This window comes from Streptomyces venezuelae (genome assembly GCF_008642335.1).
Taxonomy (GTDB): Bacteria; Actinomycetota; Actinomycetes; order Streptomycetales; family Streptomycetaceae; genus Streptomyces; species Streptomyces venezuelae_F.
In genome coordinates, this window is sequence record NZ_CP029191.1 from 1,321,710 (window position 1) to 1,336,212 (window position 14,503).

The window sequence follows — 14,503 nt, forward strand, 5'->3', positions numbered from 1 at the left end:
GACACGCTCGGCGACCAGACCCAGGTCCGTGGTGTGCAGAAGGGTCGGGCACAGACCCGGGCGAATACAGACCCCGCCGGGCGCAGGCCCGGGCGGGTACAGGCCCGAGCGGACGCAAGCCCCGCCGGGCACAGACCCGGGCGGACGCAGACCCCGCCAGGCAGACGCAGGGCCGGGCGGACACAGACCCCACCGGGCACAGACCCCACCGGGCACAGACCCGAGCGAACACAGACCCCGCCAGGCGCAAGGCCGGGCGGGCGCAAGGCCGGGCGGGCGCAAGGCCGGGCGGGCGCAAGGCCGGGCGGGCGCAGGCCCGGGCCTACGTCGGGGTGGGGTGTTCGCCTACGCGTTCGTGCTCAACACCTCGTCCACCATCCCAAGCGCCGCCCGCGCCTGGCGCAGGTGGGTCTCCTCGCTGTCGAGGCGCAGCGTGAACGCCGCGGCGGTGACCGCCGTCGCGCCGTCCGGGGTCACGCCACCCTCGCTGACGTAGCCGAGGCTCGTGCCGCCGTGGAACCAGATGCCGTCATCGCGGCCGGCGAGAGGGCGGGAGGCGATGCCGAGGCCGTAGCGGACGCCGTCGGCGGGGATCCAGTCGCTCACCGGCACCGTCGACTTCATCGCCGCCAGCTGTGCGGGGCGCAGCAGTCGGCCGCCCAGGAGCGCCCGCAGGAAGGTGCCGTGGTCGTGTGTCGTCGAGATGAGGCAGCCGTCCGCTCCCCCGCCGAAGCCGAGCGTGGTCTCGGTGGGTCGCGTCTCGTCCGGGAAGTACGTGTAGCCCGTCGCCGTCGGCTGCGGCACGTACGACGAGGTCCCGGGGATGAGCGTGTGGCGCAGGCCGAGCGGTTCGATGATGCGCTCATGGACCTCCTGGGCCCAGGGGTGTCCGGTGACCGCCTCGACGAGCATCCCGGCGACGACGTAGTTGGTGTTGCAGTATCCCCAGCGCCGCTCCTCCGCCGGGTCGTCGGCGTCGGGCAGCCACTGCGGGGGCTCGGCGAGGGCCACCGCCAGCTGTTCCTGCGGGGACTGCGGACGGAAGCGGTTGCGCCGGTACGCGTCGGGGGTGAAGTCGCCGCTCTCCGCCGTGATGTATTCGTTGAGGCCGCTCGTCTGGCGCAGCAGGTTGGTGACGGTGATCCGGCGCCCGTCGTTGCCGTGTCCGCGGACCACGCCGGGCAGCCAGCGCTCCACGGTGTCCGTCAGCTTCAGCCGCCCCTCCCCGACCAGTTGGAGGACGACGGTCGCCGTGTACGTCTTGGTGTCGCTGCCGATGCGGTAGTACGCACCCCACGGCACGGGGCCCTTCGCCGGGGCGTCGAGGTCGCCGACTCCTGCCCGTGCGGTGGTGCGGCCGCGTGCGTCCTGCACCTCGGCGAGGACGCCGCTCGCCCCGGTGGCGCGGATGGCGTCGACGCCGCGCTGGAGGGCGCGTCCACGCGGGCCGTTCGGGGTACGCGGGGCGGCGGCCGACGCCGGGACGCCCGCCGTCCCCGCGAGAAGTGCGGCCGCGGCCGCCGTGAGGCCCGTGCGCCTGCTGATGTCGGTCATCGGGTCTTCTCCGTCGTGCTCGGGCTCGGCTTCAGGTTCGGCTTCAGGTTCGGCTTCGCGCAGGTGACGTCCGCCGCGGGCAGCTTGCCGTCGCGCAGGTAGGTGTTCACGGCGTCGTCGGCGCACGGGACGGGGGTGAGGCCGCTGGTGCCGCGTGCGTAGACGCCGTGGGAGCGGATGTCCGCCGTGACGAGTCGGGATCCCTTGAGCTTCTCGTGCAGGGCGAGAGCGCCCTCGTACGGGACGTTGTTGTCGTACTTGGCCTGGAGCAGCAGGACGGGCACGTCGTTGTGGATCTTCGTTCCGGGTTCGCGGGGCTCGGTCCCCCAGAACGCGCAGGGCGCGATCATTCCGTTGACGTACGGCCCGAAGACCGGCTGGGTGGCGCGGCTGCGCTGCATGTTCTTCCAGTACGTCGCCGGGTTCTTCGGCCAGCCGCCCGCCGGCCAGCCCCCGTCGCCGCACATGAAGATCGCGCCGCCCGTCATGCTGTCCGCCAGCTCGGGCGACGAGAGGAGGTCGAGGAGTCCGCTCAGCGCGGGCCCGGGTTCGAACTCCTCGCCCGCGGCGGCCTTCTTCAAGTCGTCGACGACGCTGATGAGTTGTGGGTCGTACTCCTCGTGCTGCACGAGCTGCTTGAGGAGCAGCCGCAGCAGTGGTGCGTCGAGGCGGACGTCCTTGACCGGGATGGGGTGCCGTTCGGCGCGCGCAAGGAGCTCCAGGACGTCGGAGCGCACGTGTCCGCCGAGTCCGTCGAGCGCCGCCTCCGCGGGCGCGCCGGACCGCTGGAACAGTTCGTACTGCGTGGCCGCCGGGTCGGTGGAGGAGTCCAGGACGATCCGGTCGCTGCGGCGCGGGAAGAGCTGGGTGTAGACGGCGCCCAGGTCGGCGCCGTACGAGATGCCGTAGTACGACAGTTTGCGCTCGCCGAGCGCCGCGCGGATGGCGTCCATGTCGCGGGCGACGTTCCTGGTCGACGCGTGCGGCAGCAGTTCGGCGTTGTCGCCGTGCTCCTGGCACCTGCGCGCGGTGTCGCGTGCGGACCGCACCGAGGCCTCGAAGTCCCGGCGCGGGGTGGTGGTTTCGGCGGGCGGCGTGGGCTGCGGGGCCTTGCCGCAGGTGACGGGGGTGCTCTCGCCGAGGAAGCGCGGGTCGAAGCCGATGAGGTCGTAGTGGTCGGCGACGTCCTTCAACGCGGGGCGCAGGGCGAGGGTGTTGGCGAGTCCCGTGCCGCCGGGCCCGCCGGGGTTCGAGAGCAGGATGCCGCGCCGCTCCTTCGGCGACTTCGCCCTGATGCGGGAGACGGCGATGTCGATCGTACGGCCGCGGGGGTCCGCGTAGTCGAGGGGTACGGCCACCTTCGCGCACTCCGCGCCCGCCTCGTTGAGCTCCTTCTGATCGGCGGAGCAGGCGCCCCAACTGACGGACGGGCTATGGGGCTTGGCCGCCCCGCCCCCGGTGAGGTCCGCGGCGGCCCCGGGGCCCGCGAGCAACCCGACGAGGCCCAGGCCCGCGGTGACTGCTGACACGACGCGCATCGTGCTCCTTGGTTCGGTGGGAAGTGATCAACGGTGGGAAGTGATCACCACGTTAGGAACGCGCGCGCCGCCGGACCATCGGGCTAGCGGGCCGGACCACCCGGGGGAAATCCCCCGGTTCCCCGCACGCCCTCGCCTTGACCTGGAGTCCGCTCCAACTTCTACTGTCGTCGACGATCACCGGGCACACTCAGGAGGTACCACCATGACCAGCCTTCCCGGCACCCTTCCCACGCGCCGCCTCGGCGCGCTGACCGTCTCGGCGCAGGGCCTCGGGTGCATGGGGATGAGCCACGGCTACGGCGCATCGGACGACGCGCAGTCCATCGCGACGATCCACCGAGCCCTCGACCTCGGCGTCACCCTGCTCGACACCTCCGACTTCTACGGCAGCGGCCACAACGAGGAGCTCATCGGGCGCGCCCTCGCCGGCCCGCGACGCGAACAGGCCGTCGTGGCGACGAAGTTCGGCTTCGCCAACCGGCTCGGGGAGCCCACGCTCATCCGCGGCGACGCGGCGTACGTACGACAGGCGTGCGACGCGTCGCTGCGCCGCCTCGGCATCGACCACATCGACCTGTACTACCAGCACCGGGTGGACACGACCGTGCCGATCGAGGAGACCGTCGGCGCGATGGCCGAGCTCGTCGCGGCGGGCAAGGTGCGCCACCTCGGGCTCTCCGAGGCGAGCGCGCGGACCCTGCGGCGGGCGCACGCCGTGCATCCCATCGCGGCGCTGCAGAGCGAGTGGTCGCTGTGGACCAGGGACCTGGAGGCGGAGATCGCGCCGGTCTGCCGCGAGCTCGGCATCGGCCTCGTGCCGTTCTCGCCGCTCGGGCGCGGCTTCCTCACCGGCCGCTACACCTCGGTCGAGGGGCTCCCGCAGGACGACGTGCGCCGCACCCAGCCCCGCTTCGCCGCCGGAAACCTGGAGCGGAATCTGTCCATCGTGGAGACCCTGGACGCGCTGGCCGCCGAGAAGGGTGTCACCGCGGGGCAGCTCGCGCTCGCCTGGGTGCAGCACCGCGGCGCCGACGTCGTGCCCATCCCCGGCACGCGCCGGCAGAAGTACCTGGAGGAGAACCTCGGGGCGGTCGCGATCGAACTGTCCGCCGACGAGCTGGCCGCGATCGACGCGGCGGCGCCCGCGGGCGGCGTGGCGGGCACGCGGTACGACGAGCGCAGCCTGGCCGTCGTCGACAAGTAGACAAGGCGTCCCGAACAGGCGGACGCGGAGGCAAGTAGCCTGCACGTATGACCGCGCCGTTGCCGTCGGACCTCACGTTCCGTCCCGTCCCCGACGTCCTCGCCCACCTAGCGGGTGAGTGGCACGTCGAGCGCACGGTCCGCGATCTCGCGGACGGCTCCGAGGGCCGCTTCACCGGTACGACGCGCTTCTCGCCGCTGCCCGCCCCGGACACCGGCGGGCTCCTGCACCACGAGTCCGGCACGTTCACCTGGCACGGGGTGACGCGCCCCGCCGAGCGCACGCTCCGCTTCCTGCCCGGCGAGGAGCCCGGCACCGCGCGCGTGGAGTTCGCCGACGGCCGCTTCTTCCACGACCTCGACCTGCGCGCGGGCCGTTGGACGACGGACCACCCCTGTTCGGACGATCTCTACCGCGGCGAGTTCGAGGTGGTCGACGCGGACCGCTGGCGCAGCCGGTGGCGGGTCGGCGGCCCGGCCAAGGACCTGCTGCTGGTCACGGAGTACCGGCGCGGATCATCCAGTCCTCGGGCGCCGGAAGGGCCGTGAAGCCGATCTTCTCGTAGACCCCGTGCGCGTCGGCCGTGGCGAGCAGCGTCCTGCGCAGCCCGAACGGCTCCAGGTGCGCGCAGACCTGGGTGACGAGCGCGACGCCGATGCCCTTGCCGCGTACGTCCGGGGAGACGTACACGTCGCAGAGATAGGCGAACGTGGCACGATCGGTCACCACGCGCGCGTACGCGACCTGCTCGCCCGAAACCTCTTCGTACACCCCGAAGTTGAGCGACCCGGCCATCGCCGCCTCGTGCTTGTCGCGGGGGCGTCCGATGGCCCAGTACGCGTCGGTGGAGAGCCAGTGGTGGACGCGAGCGGCGTCGATGCGGGCGGTGTCGGCGGATATCTCGTACCCGTCGGGTAGCGTGGCGCTTTCGTTCATACGGGCGAGCCTGGCAGCCGCGGCGCCATGGCGTCGACCGCATTTCACCAGGCGGGACGGCCGGATGACGGACACCTCGGAGGCAGGATCCCGCGGGCGCTGGTCCGCGGAGACCGACCGCGTACTGCGAGCGGCCGGCTGGCGACCCGGGCGATCCGTGCCGACGGCCGAGTGGGAGCGCGTCCTGCACGAGCACGGCGGCTTCGAGATGCATGAGGCGGCACGGCGCTTCCTCGCCGAGTTCGGCGGTCTGGCGAGTGAAGAGCGGGGCCCCGGGCGGACGATGGCCCGCATGGGCTTTCGGCTCGATCCGCTCGCGGCGGAATGGGACGACGAGATCTTCGACGTGCTCAGCGAGGAAGCGGGGGCGTATCTGTATCCCGTCGGCGAGGCCGATCGTCGCAACACCTACCTGGGGATCGCGCCGGACGGCAAGGTCTACGCCGGGATGGACAGCGTCACGCTGCTCGCCGAGACCGCCGACCGGGCGCTGGAGAAGCTCATGGAGGGGATCCGGTGAAGCGTGCGGTCAGCGGAGGTCCAACACCTCGTCGCAGGCCGCCCGCAAGCGACGTACCCCCTCCGTGATCTCCCCCACCCCCGGAACCGCGGCGAAGCTCAACCGGACGTGCCCCGCAGGGGGTTCGGCCGCGAAGTACGGGCGGCCCGGCGCCACCGCCACGCCCGCCCGCAGCGCCGCGGAGGCGAACGCCGCCTCGTCGGCGCCGTCGGGCAGCCGCACCCACAGGTGGTAGCCGCCCGCCGGGATGTGCTCCACCGTGAGCTCGGGCACCCGCAGCCGCAGCGCCGCCGACATGGCGTCCCTGCGTTCCTTCAACTCGCCCGCGACCGCCCGCAGATGGCGCGGCCAGGCCGGTGAGCCGACCAGTTCGAGTGCCGCCTCCTGGAGGGGGCGCGGCACGAAGAAGTGGTCGACGACCTGGATGGCGCGCAGCCGTTCGAGGACGGGGCCGCGGGCCGCGAGCGCGCTGACGCGGAAGCTCGGCGAGGTCGCCTTGGTGAGCGAGCAGACGTGGACGACGACTCCGTCGGGGTCGTCGGACGAGAGCGGGCGCGGCAGCGGCCCCGCGTCCTCGTGGACGAGGCGGCGCACGAAGTCGTCCTCGATGACGAACGCGCCCGCCTCGCGGGCGATCCGCAGGACCTCGGGGCGGCGCTCGGCGGAGAGCACGGCGCCGGTCGGGTTCTGGAAGAGCGGCTGGCAGACGAAGACCCGGGCGCCGGTCGCCCGAAAGGCGGCCTCCAGGAGCCGGGGCCGCACCCCGTCCGTGTCGACGGGCACCGGCACGGGACGCAGCCCCGCCGCCCGCGCGATGGCGAGCATGCCGGGATACGTCGGTGACTCGACGAGGACCGGCGCGCCGGGCGGGGCGAGCGCCCGCAGCGCGGTCGTCAGCGCGCTCTGGCCGCCCGCCGTGATCAGCACCTCGGCGGCGGTGACGGCCCCGCCGATCCCCCGCGCGAACCATTCGCGCAGCTCGGGCAGGCCGTCGACGGGCGGCCGCCCCCACGCGCCGGGCCGCCGTCCCGCGCGGGCGAGGGCCGCGGCCATCGCCTGTCCGGGCTGCAGTGCGGGGTCGAGATAGCCGCCGTTGAACTCGATGACGCCGGGCGGCGGGGCGGCGAGGGTGGCCAGGACGCCGGTCGCGTCGACCGAGCGCGGCACGAGCTCGGCCGCGGCGTCGGCGCTCAGCGTCACCTCCTGCCACGAGGTGTCCCCGGCGGGGGCGGCCGGTGCCGCGGGCTCGGCGCGGAAGACGCCCGCTCCGGGGCGGGTGACGACGAGGCCTTCGGCGGCGAGCTGCGCGAGGGCCCGCGACACGGTCACGGGGCTCACCCTGAACCGCTCCACGATCGCCCGGCTCGACGGCAGCTTTCCACCTGGCGAGTAGCGGTCCAGCTCACTCCGCAGCCGTTTCGCCAGTTCGCCCACACTGCTACTGTCATGCATGACAGCACAGGATAGCGCTACTCGCCCGACCCGGATAGCGGTCCCCGCCCCCGCGCCCCGCGGCCAGGCCCCCGCGGGGACGCACCGCACCGGCACCCTGATGGCCGCCCTCGGCGTCATCGCCTTCTCCCTCACGTTCCCCTCCACCGCCTGGGGCCTCGAAGGCATCGGCCCCTGGAGCTTCGTGACCCTGCGCGGGGTGCTCAGCGCGCTCGTCGCGGGCGGCTGTCTGCTCGCGCTGCGCGTCGCGGTCCCCGACCGCCGCCACTGGGCGGGCCTCGCGGTCGTCGGCGCCGGTGTCGTCGTCGGCTTCCCGCTGCTCACCACGCTCGCCCTGCAGACCTCGACGACCGCCCACGCGGCCGTGGTCGTCGGCCTGCTCCCCCTCACGACCGCGGTCTTCGCGGCGCTGCGCACGGGCGCCCGCCCGTCGCGCACGTTCTGGACGGCGGCGCTCGCCGGGGCCGCGGCCGTCATCGGGTTCACCGTGCAGCAGAGCGGCGGCGCCCTCACCACCGCCGACCTCTACCTCTTCGGCGCGCTGCTGATCTGCGCGGCCGGCTACACCGAGGGCGGCCGCCTGGCCCGCGAGATGCCCGGCTGGCAGGTCATCGGGTGGGCGCTGATCCTCTGCCTGCCGCTCAACATCGCGGGCGCCGCACTGGCCCTGCCCCACGAGTCCTTCCACCTCACCGGGCACAGCACGGCGGGCCTGCTCTACGCGGCGCTCGGCTCGCAGTTCCTCGGCCTGGTCGTCTGGTACCGGGGCATGGCGGCGATCGGCGTACCCAAAGCCAGCCAGCTGCAGCTCGCCCAGCCGCTCCTGACCCTGGTGTGGTCGGTCTTCCTGCTCGGCGAACACCTCACCGTCGCCGCGCCCCTCACGGCGGCCGCGGTCCTCGTCTGCATCGCGGTCACCCAACGCGCGCGCGGGTGAGAACCTGCCCGACGGGTCCCAACTCCCGCCACCCGTCGTACACTTGCCGCCACGGATCGCGACCGCAGAGCGGGACGAGGGGGCACTCCAGATGCGTGCAACCGTAGGCGACGAGCTGGTGGTGCACGGCAGGATCGTCGGGCAGCACGACAGGATCGCGCAGGTCGTCGAGGTGCTGGGGGCGAACGGCGGACCGCCGTACCGCGTCCGCTTCGAGGACGGCCACGAGACCGTGATGTCGCCGGGCCCCGACACCGTCGTACGGCATCAGGACCCGGCTTCCTGACAGACGAGGATCAGCGCGGCGGCTTCGCCGGCTTCTGGTAGTGGTCGGCGACCACCCGCGCCATCGCGCCGATCTTGTCGACGCCGACCTCCTTCGCCGAGAAGTAGACGTGCCCGCGCACCTCGTGGAAGCCCTCGGCGTACGTGAGGTGCCGGGACAGCTCCGCCGGGTCCTGCCAGGCGGCGGGCTGCGCCGGGTCGCCCGCCTTGTACAGGGCCTCGCCGATGTAGAGGTTCACACCCGTGCCGCGCACGACGTCGTTCCACCACGGGATGAGCTTCGCGTAGTCCGCGGCGGGGAATCCGATGTTCCAGTACACCTGCGGGACGATGTAGTCGATCCAGCCCTTCTTCACCCAGCCGCGGGTGTCCGCGTACAGGTCGTCGTAGGTCTGCACGCCCGCCCGGGTGTCCGAGCCCGTCGGGTCGGTGGCGATGTTCCGCCAGACCGCGAAGGGGCTGATCCCGAACTGGGTGCGGCCCCGCGCCTTCTTCACCCGCCGGGCCATCTCGCGCACCAGGCGGTCGATGTTGTCCCGCCGCCACGAGGCCCGGTCCGGGAAGCCGCCGCCGTACCGCTCGAAGGCGTCGTCGTCGTCGAAGACCTGGCCCGCGACGGGGTACGGGTAGAAGTAGTCGTCCCAGTGCACGGCGTCGATCGGATAGCGCCGCACCGCGTCGAGCATCGCGTCCTGCACGAAGCGCCGCACCGCGGGCAGCCCCGGGTTGTAGTACAGCTTCCCGCCGTACGGCACGACCCAGTCGGGGTGGACCCGCGCGGGGTGCGTGGCCACCAGACGGGACGGGTCCGTGTGGTTGGCGATCCGGAACGGGTTGAACCACGCGTGCAGCTCCAGGCCCCTGCGGTGCGCCTCGTGGACGGCCGTGCCCAGGGGATCCCAGCCCGGGTCCTTGCCCTGGACGCCGGTCAGATACTCCGACCACGGCTCGTAGGGCGATGGCCACAGGGCGTCCGCGGTGGGGCGCACCTGGAAGACCACCGCGTTGAGTCTGCGGTTCACGGCCGAGTCCAGATAGGCCAGCAACTCGCTGCGCTGCTGGGCCGCCGGGAGACCCGGCTTGGACGGCCAGTCACGGTTCACGACGCTCGCCAGCCACATGCCGCGCAGTTCGCGGCCGTCCTTCGGGCGTCGGCCGGACGCGGCGACCGCGTCACCCGCCGTCGCCAGGCCGGCCACCGTCGCGGCGGCCACCAGAGAGAAACCCCGACGTGACATACGCCTCATCTGCATGCCCCCTGAGCTCGCTGTGCACCGGCACCCCTTGCCGGTTGGGCACAGCATGCCCGACCCGGCCCGTCATGGCCCCCTCATTGCGGAGTAACGTTCACGGCCGAGGCAGGCACCGCATCCACATTCGGGGGGGGTCCTGCCGGCCCCGTTGATCAGCGAAAGGCACGAGGTGACCGACTCCATGACCGATATCGCACGCGTCGGAGTGGTGGGCTGTGGCCAGATGGGCGCCGGAATCGCAGAGGTCTGCGCCCGCTCCGGACTGGACGTGAAGGTCGCGGAGACCACCGGTGAAGCCCTGGAGATCGGCCGTACGCGGCTGTACAACTCCCTCTCCAAGGCGGCCGAGCGCGGCAAGATCTCCGAGGAGGAGCGCGACGCGACCCTGGACCGCCTGAGCTTCACCACCGACCTCGGCGAGTTCTCCGACCGTGACCTGGTCATCGAGGCCGTCGTCGAGAACGAGCAGGTCAAGACCGAGATCTTCCAGGTGCTCGACCAGGTGGTGACCCGGCAGGACGCGATCCTCGCCTCCAACACCTCCTCCATCCCGCTGGTGAAGCTGGCCGTCGCGACCTCGCGTCCCGACCAGGTCATCGGCATCCACTTCTTCAACCCGGCGCCGGTGCAGCAGCTCGTCGAGCTGATCCCCGCGCTGACCACGTCAGAGGGCACCATCAGCCGGGCGCAGGCCGTGGTCGAGAAGGTCCTCGGCAAGCACGCGATCCGCGCCCAGGACCGCTCGGGCTTCGTGGTGAACGCGCTGCTCATCCCGTACCTGCTCTCCGCCATCCGGATGTTCGAGTCGGGCATCGCGAGCCGCGAGGACATCGACAACGGCATGGAGATGGGCTGCGCCCACCCGATGGGTCCGCTGAAGCTCTCCGACCTGATCGGCCTGGACACGGTCGCCTCGGTCGCCGACTCCATGTACACCGAGTACAAGGAGCCGCTGTACGCCGCTCCCCCGCTGCTGCAGCGCATGGTGGACGCGGGCCGCCTCGGCCGGAAGTCCGGCTCGGGTTTCTACACGTACGCCTGACGACCCGTACGCCATGCGGCGTACGCGCGGATCACTCCCCGTACGAACACGCTCTGTACCCGACGGGCCCGGCACTCCTGCGAGTGCCGGGCCCGCGGCGTTCACACAGGGTGTGCGCCATGGGCTCGCATATGCCCTTCGCACACTCTCCCGCCCTGGTCACCACGCGAGTTGACTGCCGGTGCGGATGAAGGGGGGACGCGCCACTACAGAGAGGAGTGGACTCGTGACCATCGACGGCGAGAGTGCCGTGGTCCCGGAAGAACTCGCTGAGTTACGCCGAAGCCTGGAGGTGGGCCTGGCCCGCGTCGACGGACGGCTCGCGTTGCTCAGTCAGCACGACGAACAGACCGCCAAGAACGTGGAGACCATGGAGGCCCGGGTCGCCGCGCTGGAGAACACACGCTGGCCCCTGCCCACGATCGTCGCGCTCGCGGCGGTCGCGGCAATCGCGGTGTCGGTCTGGCAGGCACTCGGCCATTAGCTAGCGCGCGTCCTGGCCGAGGCGCAGATGGTGCAGGAGGAGGAGTGCCGCGGCCATGTTGGCGGCCGGGACCTCCCCACGGGTCACCATGTCGGGAACCAGTTTGAGCGGGACCCACTCGCGGCGGTCCGACTCGAAGGCGTCCTCGGGATGACCGATGTACGTCCCCTCGTCGGACCAGTAGATGTGGTGCCTCGCGTCAGTGAGCCCGTTGGACGGCTCGACGCTCATGAGGTGCCGCAGCGGGCCCGGTCGCCACCCGGTCTCCTCCTCCATTTCGCGTGCCGCCGCGTACGCGATGTCCTCGCCGTCCTCGACGACGCCTGCCGCGAGTTCCCAGCCCCAGCTGTCGGTGATGAAGCGGTGCCGCCACAGCAGGAGCACTTCGTTGGCGTCGTTGACGACGGTGGCCACGGCGACGGGCCGCATCCGTATGAGGAAGTGGTCCAGATGCCGGCCGTCGGGGAGTTCGACATCCGCGAGATTGACCGTGAACCACCGATTTCCATACACAGTTTGTTCGCTCTGTTTCGTCCACTGCACGGTTCTGCCACCTTCCGATCGGTAGATGGCAATATCGCAGCAGACAAAGTTCATGAGCAGCGTGTGTGCGCCTCGGAACGGTGAGTGCACGCGATCGCGGACCGGGGGCGCTGCGCGTTACAGGGGGACGCGCAGCGCCCCTGCGATGAGCTCGGCCGCCTCCGCCGTACCCGCGCAGTCGCTGCGGACCAGGTGCTCGCGCACAGCACGGAGTCGGTCGCGCAGCCGCTGGGACTCCATGCCCCGGGCCTGTTCCGCCATTTCCACGGCCGTGACCACCGCCTCGTCGGTGTTGCCCTGGCGCAGTTCGATCTGGCTGAGCATGGCCAGGCGGTGCACCCGCCCGCGGTCGTGCGCCGGAGTGTCCACGGCCGCCGCGGCGTGCTCCCGGGCGCTGGCGAGATCACCCAGACTGAGCAGCGCCTCCGCCACTTGCACGTTGACCAGGCCGGGCTGGACATAGCCCGTCTCGTCCGGCTCACGGCCGCGCAGGATCCGGTCGGCCGCCGCCTCCGCACGCCGGATGCAGGACAGCGCGCTCCTGCCGTCGCCCAGGTGCGCGTACGCCTTGGCCTGCATCGCGTACAGGTCGGAGGCGAGGGCCGGGGTGAGGTCGCGCCCGGCGGCCCGCAGCGCGGCCTCCGCGAACGCCACCGCCTGGCGGTACTCACGCATGAACAGCGACTGGTTGACCAGGAGCGCGATCACATACGCGCCGAGCCCGGTGTCGCCGCTGGCCTTGGAGAGGCGCAGCGCCTGGTGGAAGTAGCGCTGGGCCAGGCCGTGGGCGTCGGAGTCGTAGGCGCAGATCCCGGCGATGGCGACCAACCCGCCGGTGGAGCGGTGGAGTTGGCGGCCCATCTCGTCGGTGTAGCTGCCGCGCAGCAGGGGCGCGACCTCGGCGTTGAGGAAGCCGACGATGCGGGAGCGCGTCGCGATGCCGCCGGTCTTGCGGTACATCTGCTCGTAGTGGGCGCGGGCCGCGCGCATCATCTCGATGTCGGCGGTGCTCACGGGGTGCCGTCCACCGCGTGACACGTCGACGTCCTCGGGCGGGTTCTCCCACTCCCAGACCGGCATCACGGCGGGTGTGCCGGTGACGGCGGGCGCCCCGAGCAGGTGCGGGCGCTGCTGTTCGTCCGAGCGCCACAGCGCGGTGGCCCGCTCCACGAAGCCGGAGAGGGTGGAGGCGGCCGTTCCGGTCCGGGCGGCGGGAACACCGGGCAGGCCGAGGCCGATGTCGTCCAGGGTGACAGGTCGGTGCAGGCGGGCGGCGAGGACTTCGCAGATCAGGTCCGGCACCTGGCCGCGCGGCCGCTGGCCTTTCAACCAGCGTGACACGGCCGTGTGTTCGTAGCGGAGCGCGAGTCCTCTGGCCCTTCCGGCCTGGTTCACATGTGCGGCGAGTCCCGCGTGGGAGATGCCGGCCTCGTCGAGGATCGCGTCGAGCAGGGTGTTGGGCTGCATGGATGCCCTCCGGTGGCTCAGTGCTGCACACACTAATGGAGGTCCCTTCACACGGGGTGTGAACGGAGTGCCCGGATCCGGGGGGTGTGCGCTCTGCCGCATGGGGTGTGGGATCGCTTGACTGAGATGCCTCATCAGTTAAGGAGGCCGGCCGGGTCGCCGAGCTCCCCCCTCTTACAGTGCGGCGGCCCTCATCGGCGCCGTTCGTCCCGCCGTCTGCCCGACAACTCCATGGCGGGGCGGGCGGCGCATGCCGTCTCCCGTTGCTGTGGAGGGACCCGCGTGCGGTCGTTGCGCAGGACGAGGAGCGCCGTGTCGTCGGACGGCAACCGCCCGGTGTGGCGCAGGAGTCGGTCGTAGACCGCGCGGATGACGCCCTGCGGGGAGACCGGCGGGACGCGGGCCGCTTCGGTCAGCGCGGCCCGCAGCGGGAAGAACTCCCCCGCCGCGTCGCGGGCGTCCTCGATGCCGTCCGTGTGCAGGACGAGTGCCTCGCCGGGCAGCAACCGTCCGCAGCGGAGCACGGGCAGGTCGGCGGGGAGCGGGAAGGGTCCGAGCGGCGGCAGCGGATCGCTGTCCGTCAGGGGCCGCGCGGTGCCGCTGAGCAGATGGGGCCAGGGGTGGCCGCAGTTGAGGGCGGAGATCCGGCCGTCCCGGTCGATCTCCAGGAGCAGGACGGTGACGAACTCCTCGGCCACCGGGGTCTCCGGCGGGTCACCGCCGCACGCGGGGTGTTCGGCCCGCGCGCGTTCGCGCAGGTGCCGACCGAGGGCGCGCTCCAAACGGCGCAGGACCATGGGCAGTTCCGGTTCGTCGTGGGCGGCCTCGCGGAAACTGCCGAGCACGGCGGCGACGGTCGCGAGGGCGGCGAGACCGTGGCCCCGGACGTCGCCCATGACCACGCGCACGCCGTGCTCAGTGGCCGCCACCTCGTACAGGTCGCCCCCGACGGTGGCGCCCCGGGACGCGGAGAGCCGCCCGGCGGCGACAGCGAGGCCTTCGACGCGGGGCGGCAGGGGCCGCAGGAGTACGTTCTGCGCGGCCCCCGCGACCTCGCGCATCTGCCGCAGCTCCCGAAGCAGCGCCCGCCGGGCGTGGCATATCAGCGCGGTCCCGACGGCGAAGAAGACGGCGCTGCTGACGATCCGCGCCCCCATGCCCTCCTCCTGGGCGAGCGGACAGGCCAGTTTGTACGTGATGGCGACGGCACCCCACACCGCGGGCAGAGCCAGTGACCTCCCGAGACGGATCATGGCGGTGGCCCCCCTCCAGGGTTCAGCGCGCA

15 protein-coding genes are annotated in these 14,503 nt (G+C 72.2%); 7 read left to right on the forward strand and 8 right to left on the reverse strand.

The annotated features are described in order from the left end of the window. Nucleotides 1–345: 345 nt before the first annotated feature. Both DEJ49_RS05825 and DEJ49_RS05830 read right to left on the reverse strand, forming a co-directional pair. Nucleotides 346–1,554 (reverse strand): serine hydrolase domain-containing protein, encoded by a 1,209-nt coding sequence (locus DEJ49_RS05825; protein ID WP_150182987.1) that lies wholly within the window; start codon nucleotides 1,552–1,554, stop codon nucleotides 346–348. Next, a complete protein-coding gene (locus DEJ49_RS05830; RefSeq protein ID WP_150182989.1) occupies nucleotides 1,551–3,092 on the reverse strand; it encodes an alpha/beta hydrolase in 1,542 nt (513 codons plus the stop codon). The genes DEJ49_RS05825 and DEJ49_RS05830 overlap by 4 nt, the downstream gene beginning before the upstream one ends. Before the next feature lie 205 nt (nucleotides 3,093–3,297). Between DEJ49_RS05830 and DEJ49_RS05835 the strand changes: the two genes are divergently transcribed. Both DEJ49_RS05835 and DEJ49_RS05840 read left to right on the forward strand, forming a co-directional pair. Next, nucleotides 3,298–4,299, forward strand: coding sequence for an aldo/keto reductase (locus DEJ49_RS05835; protein ID WP_150182990.1), 1,002 nt, complete (start codon nucleotides 3,298–3,300; stop codon nucleotides 4,297–4,299). Nucleotides 4,300–4,346: 47 nt separating this feature from the next. After that, on the forward strand, nucleotides 4,347–4,847 hold the full coding sequence (locus DEJ49_RS05840; RefSeq protein WP_150182992.1) for a DUF6314 family protein: 501 nt from the start codon (nucleotides 4,347–4,349) through the stop codon (nucleotides 4,845–4,847). On the opposite strand, the gene DEJ49_RS05845 is transcribed toward DEJ49_RS05840, so the two are convergent. Continuing rightward, nucleotides 4,795–5,235, reverse strand: a complete 441-nt coding sequence (locus DEJ49_RS05845; RefSeq protein ID WP_150182994.1) for a GNAT family N-acetyltransferase — start codon at nucleotides 5,233–5,235, stop codon at nucleotides 4,795–4,797. The two genes, DEJ49_RS05840 and DEJ49_RS05845, sit on opposite strands and share 53 nt — an antisense overlap. A 64-nt stretch (nucleotides 5,236–5,299) precedes the next feature. Between DEJ49_RS05845 and DEJ49_RS05850 the strand changes: the two genes are divergently transcribed. Beyond that, nucleotides 5,300–5,755, forward strand: coding sequence for an SUKH-3 domain-containing protein (locus DEJ49_RS05850; protein ID WP_223832734.1), 456 nt, complete (start codon nucleotides 5,300–5,302; stop codon nucleotides 5,753–5,755). 9 nt (nucleotides 5,756–5,764) lie between these two features. On the opposite strand, the gene DEJ49_RS05855 is transcribed toward DEJ49_RS05850, so the two are convergent. After that, on the reverse strand, nucleotides 5,765–7,207 hold the full coding sequence (locus DEJ49_RS05855) for a PLP-dependent aminotransferase family protein (protein ID WP_150182998.1): 1,443 nt from the start codon (nucleotides 7,205–7,207) through the stop codon (nucleotides 5,765–5,767). Between DEJ49_RS05855 and DEJ49_RS05860 the strand changes: the two genes are divergently transcribed. Continuing rightward, nucleotides 7,206–8,144 (forward strand): DMT family transporter, encoded by a 939-nt coding sequence (locus tag DEJ49_RS05860; protein WP_150183000.1) that lies wholly within the window; start codon nucleotides 7,206–7,208, stop codon nucleotides 8,142–8,144. The genes DEJ49_RS05855 and DEJ49_RS05860 overlap by 2 nt on opposite strands. 91 nt (nucleotides 8,145–8,235) lie before the next feature. After that, nucleotides 8,236–8,430 carry a DUF1918 domain-containing protein gene (locus DEJ49_RS05865; protein WP_150165791.1) on the forward strand — a complete coding sequence of 65 codons (195 nt, stop codon included), beginning with the start codon at nucleotides 8,236–8,238 and terminating at the stop codon, nucleotides 8,428–8,430. 10 nt (nucleotides 8,431–8,440) lie between these two features. On the opposite strand, the gene DEJ49_RS05870 is transcribed toward DEJ49_RS05865, so the two are convergent. Further along, nucleotides 8,441–9,676 carry a glycoside hydrolase family 10 protein gene (locus DEJ49_RS05870; RefSeq protein WP_150183002.1) on the reverse strand — a complete coding sequence of 412 codons (1,236 nt, stop codon included), beginning with the start codon at nucleotides 9,674–9,676 and terminating at the stop codon, nucleotides 8,441–8,443. 187 nt (nucleotides 9,677–9,863) lie between these two features. Between DEJ49_RS05870 and DEJ49_RS05875 the strand changes: the two genes are divergently transcribed. Together DEJ49_RS05875 and DEJ49_RS05880 are read left to right on the forward strand one after the other, a co-directional pair. Next, on the forward strand, nucleotides 9,864–10,724 hold the full coding sequence (locus DEJ49_RS05875) for a 3-hydroxybutyryl-CoA dehydrogenase (protein WP_150165795.1): 861 nt from the start codon (nucleotides 9,864–9,866) through the stop codon (nucleotides 10,722–10,724). A gap of 226 nt (nucleotides 10,725–10,950) precedes the next feature. Further along, nucleotides 10,951–11,208 carry a hypothetical protein gene (locus DEJ49_RS05880; protein ID WP_150165797.1) on the forward strand — a complete coding sequence of 86 codons (258 nt, stop codon included), beginning with the start codon at nucleotides 10,951–10,953 and terminating at the stop codon, nucleotides 11,206–11,208. On the opposite strand, the gene DEJ49_RS05885 is transcribed toward DEJ49_RS05880, so the two are convergent. From DEJ49_RS05885 to DEJ49_RS05895, 3 genes are all read right to left on the reverse strand, one after another. After that, nucleotides 11,209–11,751, reverse strand: coding sequence for an NUDIX hydrolase (locus DEJ49_RS05885; RefSeq protein WP_150165798.1), 543 nt, complete (start codon nucleotides 11,749–11,751; stop codon nucleotides 11,209–11,211). A gap of 117 nt (nucleotides 11,752–11,868) precedes the next feature. Continuing rightward, complete coding sequence (locus tag DEJ49_RS05890) at nucleotides 11,869–13,218, reverse strand: transcriptional regulator (protein ID WP_150183004.1); 1,350 nt, start codon at nucleotides 13,216–13,218, stop codon at nucleotides 11,869–11,871. Nucleotides 13,219–13,409: 191 nt separating this feature from the next. Further along, on the reverse strand, nucleotides 13,410–14,471 hold the full coding sequence (locus DEJ49_RS05895; protein WP_150183005.1) for a PP2C family protein-serine/threonine phosphatase: 1,062 nt from the start codon (nucleotides 14,469–14,471) through the stop codon (nucleotides 13,410–13,412). Between the last annotated feature and the right edge of the window lie 32 nt (nucleotides 14,472–14,503).

Excerpts from the sequence above, each read along its gene's own strand:
- DEJ49_RS05825 (WP_150182987.1), bottom strand. The coding sequence starts at position 1,554 with ATGACCGACATCAGCAGGCGCACGGGCCTCACGGCGGCCGCGGCCGCA.
- DEJ49_RS05830 (WP_150182989.1), bottom strand. The coding sequence starts at position 3,092 with ATGCGCGTCGTGTCAGCAGTCACCGCGGGCCTGGGCCTCGTCGGGTTG.
- DEJ49_RS05835 (WP_150182990.1), top strand. The coding sequence starts at position 3,298 with ATGACCAGCCTTCCCGGCACCCTTCCCACGCGCCGCCTCGGCGCGCTG.
- DEJ49_RS05840 (WP_150182992.1), top strand. The coding sequence starts at position 4,347 with ATGACCGCGCCGTTGCCGTCGGACCTCACGTTCCGTCCCGTCCCCGAC.
- DEJ49_RS05845 (WP_150182994.1), bottom strand. The coding sequence starts at position 5,235 with ATGAACGAAAGCGCCACGCTACCCGACGGGTACGAGATATCCGCCGAC.
- DEJ49_RS05850 (WP_223832734.1), top strand. The coding sequence starts at position 5,300 with ATGACGGACACCTCGGAGGCAGGATCCCGCGGGCGCTGGTCCGCGGAG.
- DEJ49_RS05860 (WP_150183000.1), top strand. The coding sequence starts at position 7,206 with ATGACAGCACAGGATAGCGCTACTCGCCCGACCCGGATAGCGGTCCCC.
- DEJ49_RS05855 (WP_150182998.1), bottom strand. The coding sequence starts at position 7,207 with ATGCATGACAGTAGCAGTGTGGGCGAACTGGCGAAACGGCTGCGGAGT.
- DEJ49_RS05865 (WP_150165791.1), top strand. The coding sequence starts at position 8,236 with ATGCGTGCAACCGTAGGCGACGAGCTGGTGGTGCACGGCAGGATCGTC.
- DEJ49_RS05870 (WP_150183002.1), bottom strand. The coding sequence starts at position 9,676 with ATGAGGCGTATGTCACGTCGGGGTTTCTCTCTGGTGGCCGCCGCGACG.
- DEJ49_RS05875 (WP_150165795.1), top strand. The coding sequence starts at position 9,864 with ATGACCGATATCGCACGCGTCGGAGTGGTGGGCTGTGGCCAGATGGGC.
- DEJ49_RS05890 (WP_150183004.1), bottom strand. The coding sequence starts at position 13,218 with ATGCAGCCCAACACCCTGCTCGACGCGATCCTCGACGAGGCCGGCATC.
- DEJ49_RS05895 (WP_150183005.1), bottom strand. The coding sequence starts at position 14,471 with ATGATCCGTCTCGGGAGGTCACTGGCTCTGCCCGCGGTGTGGGGTGCC.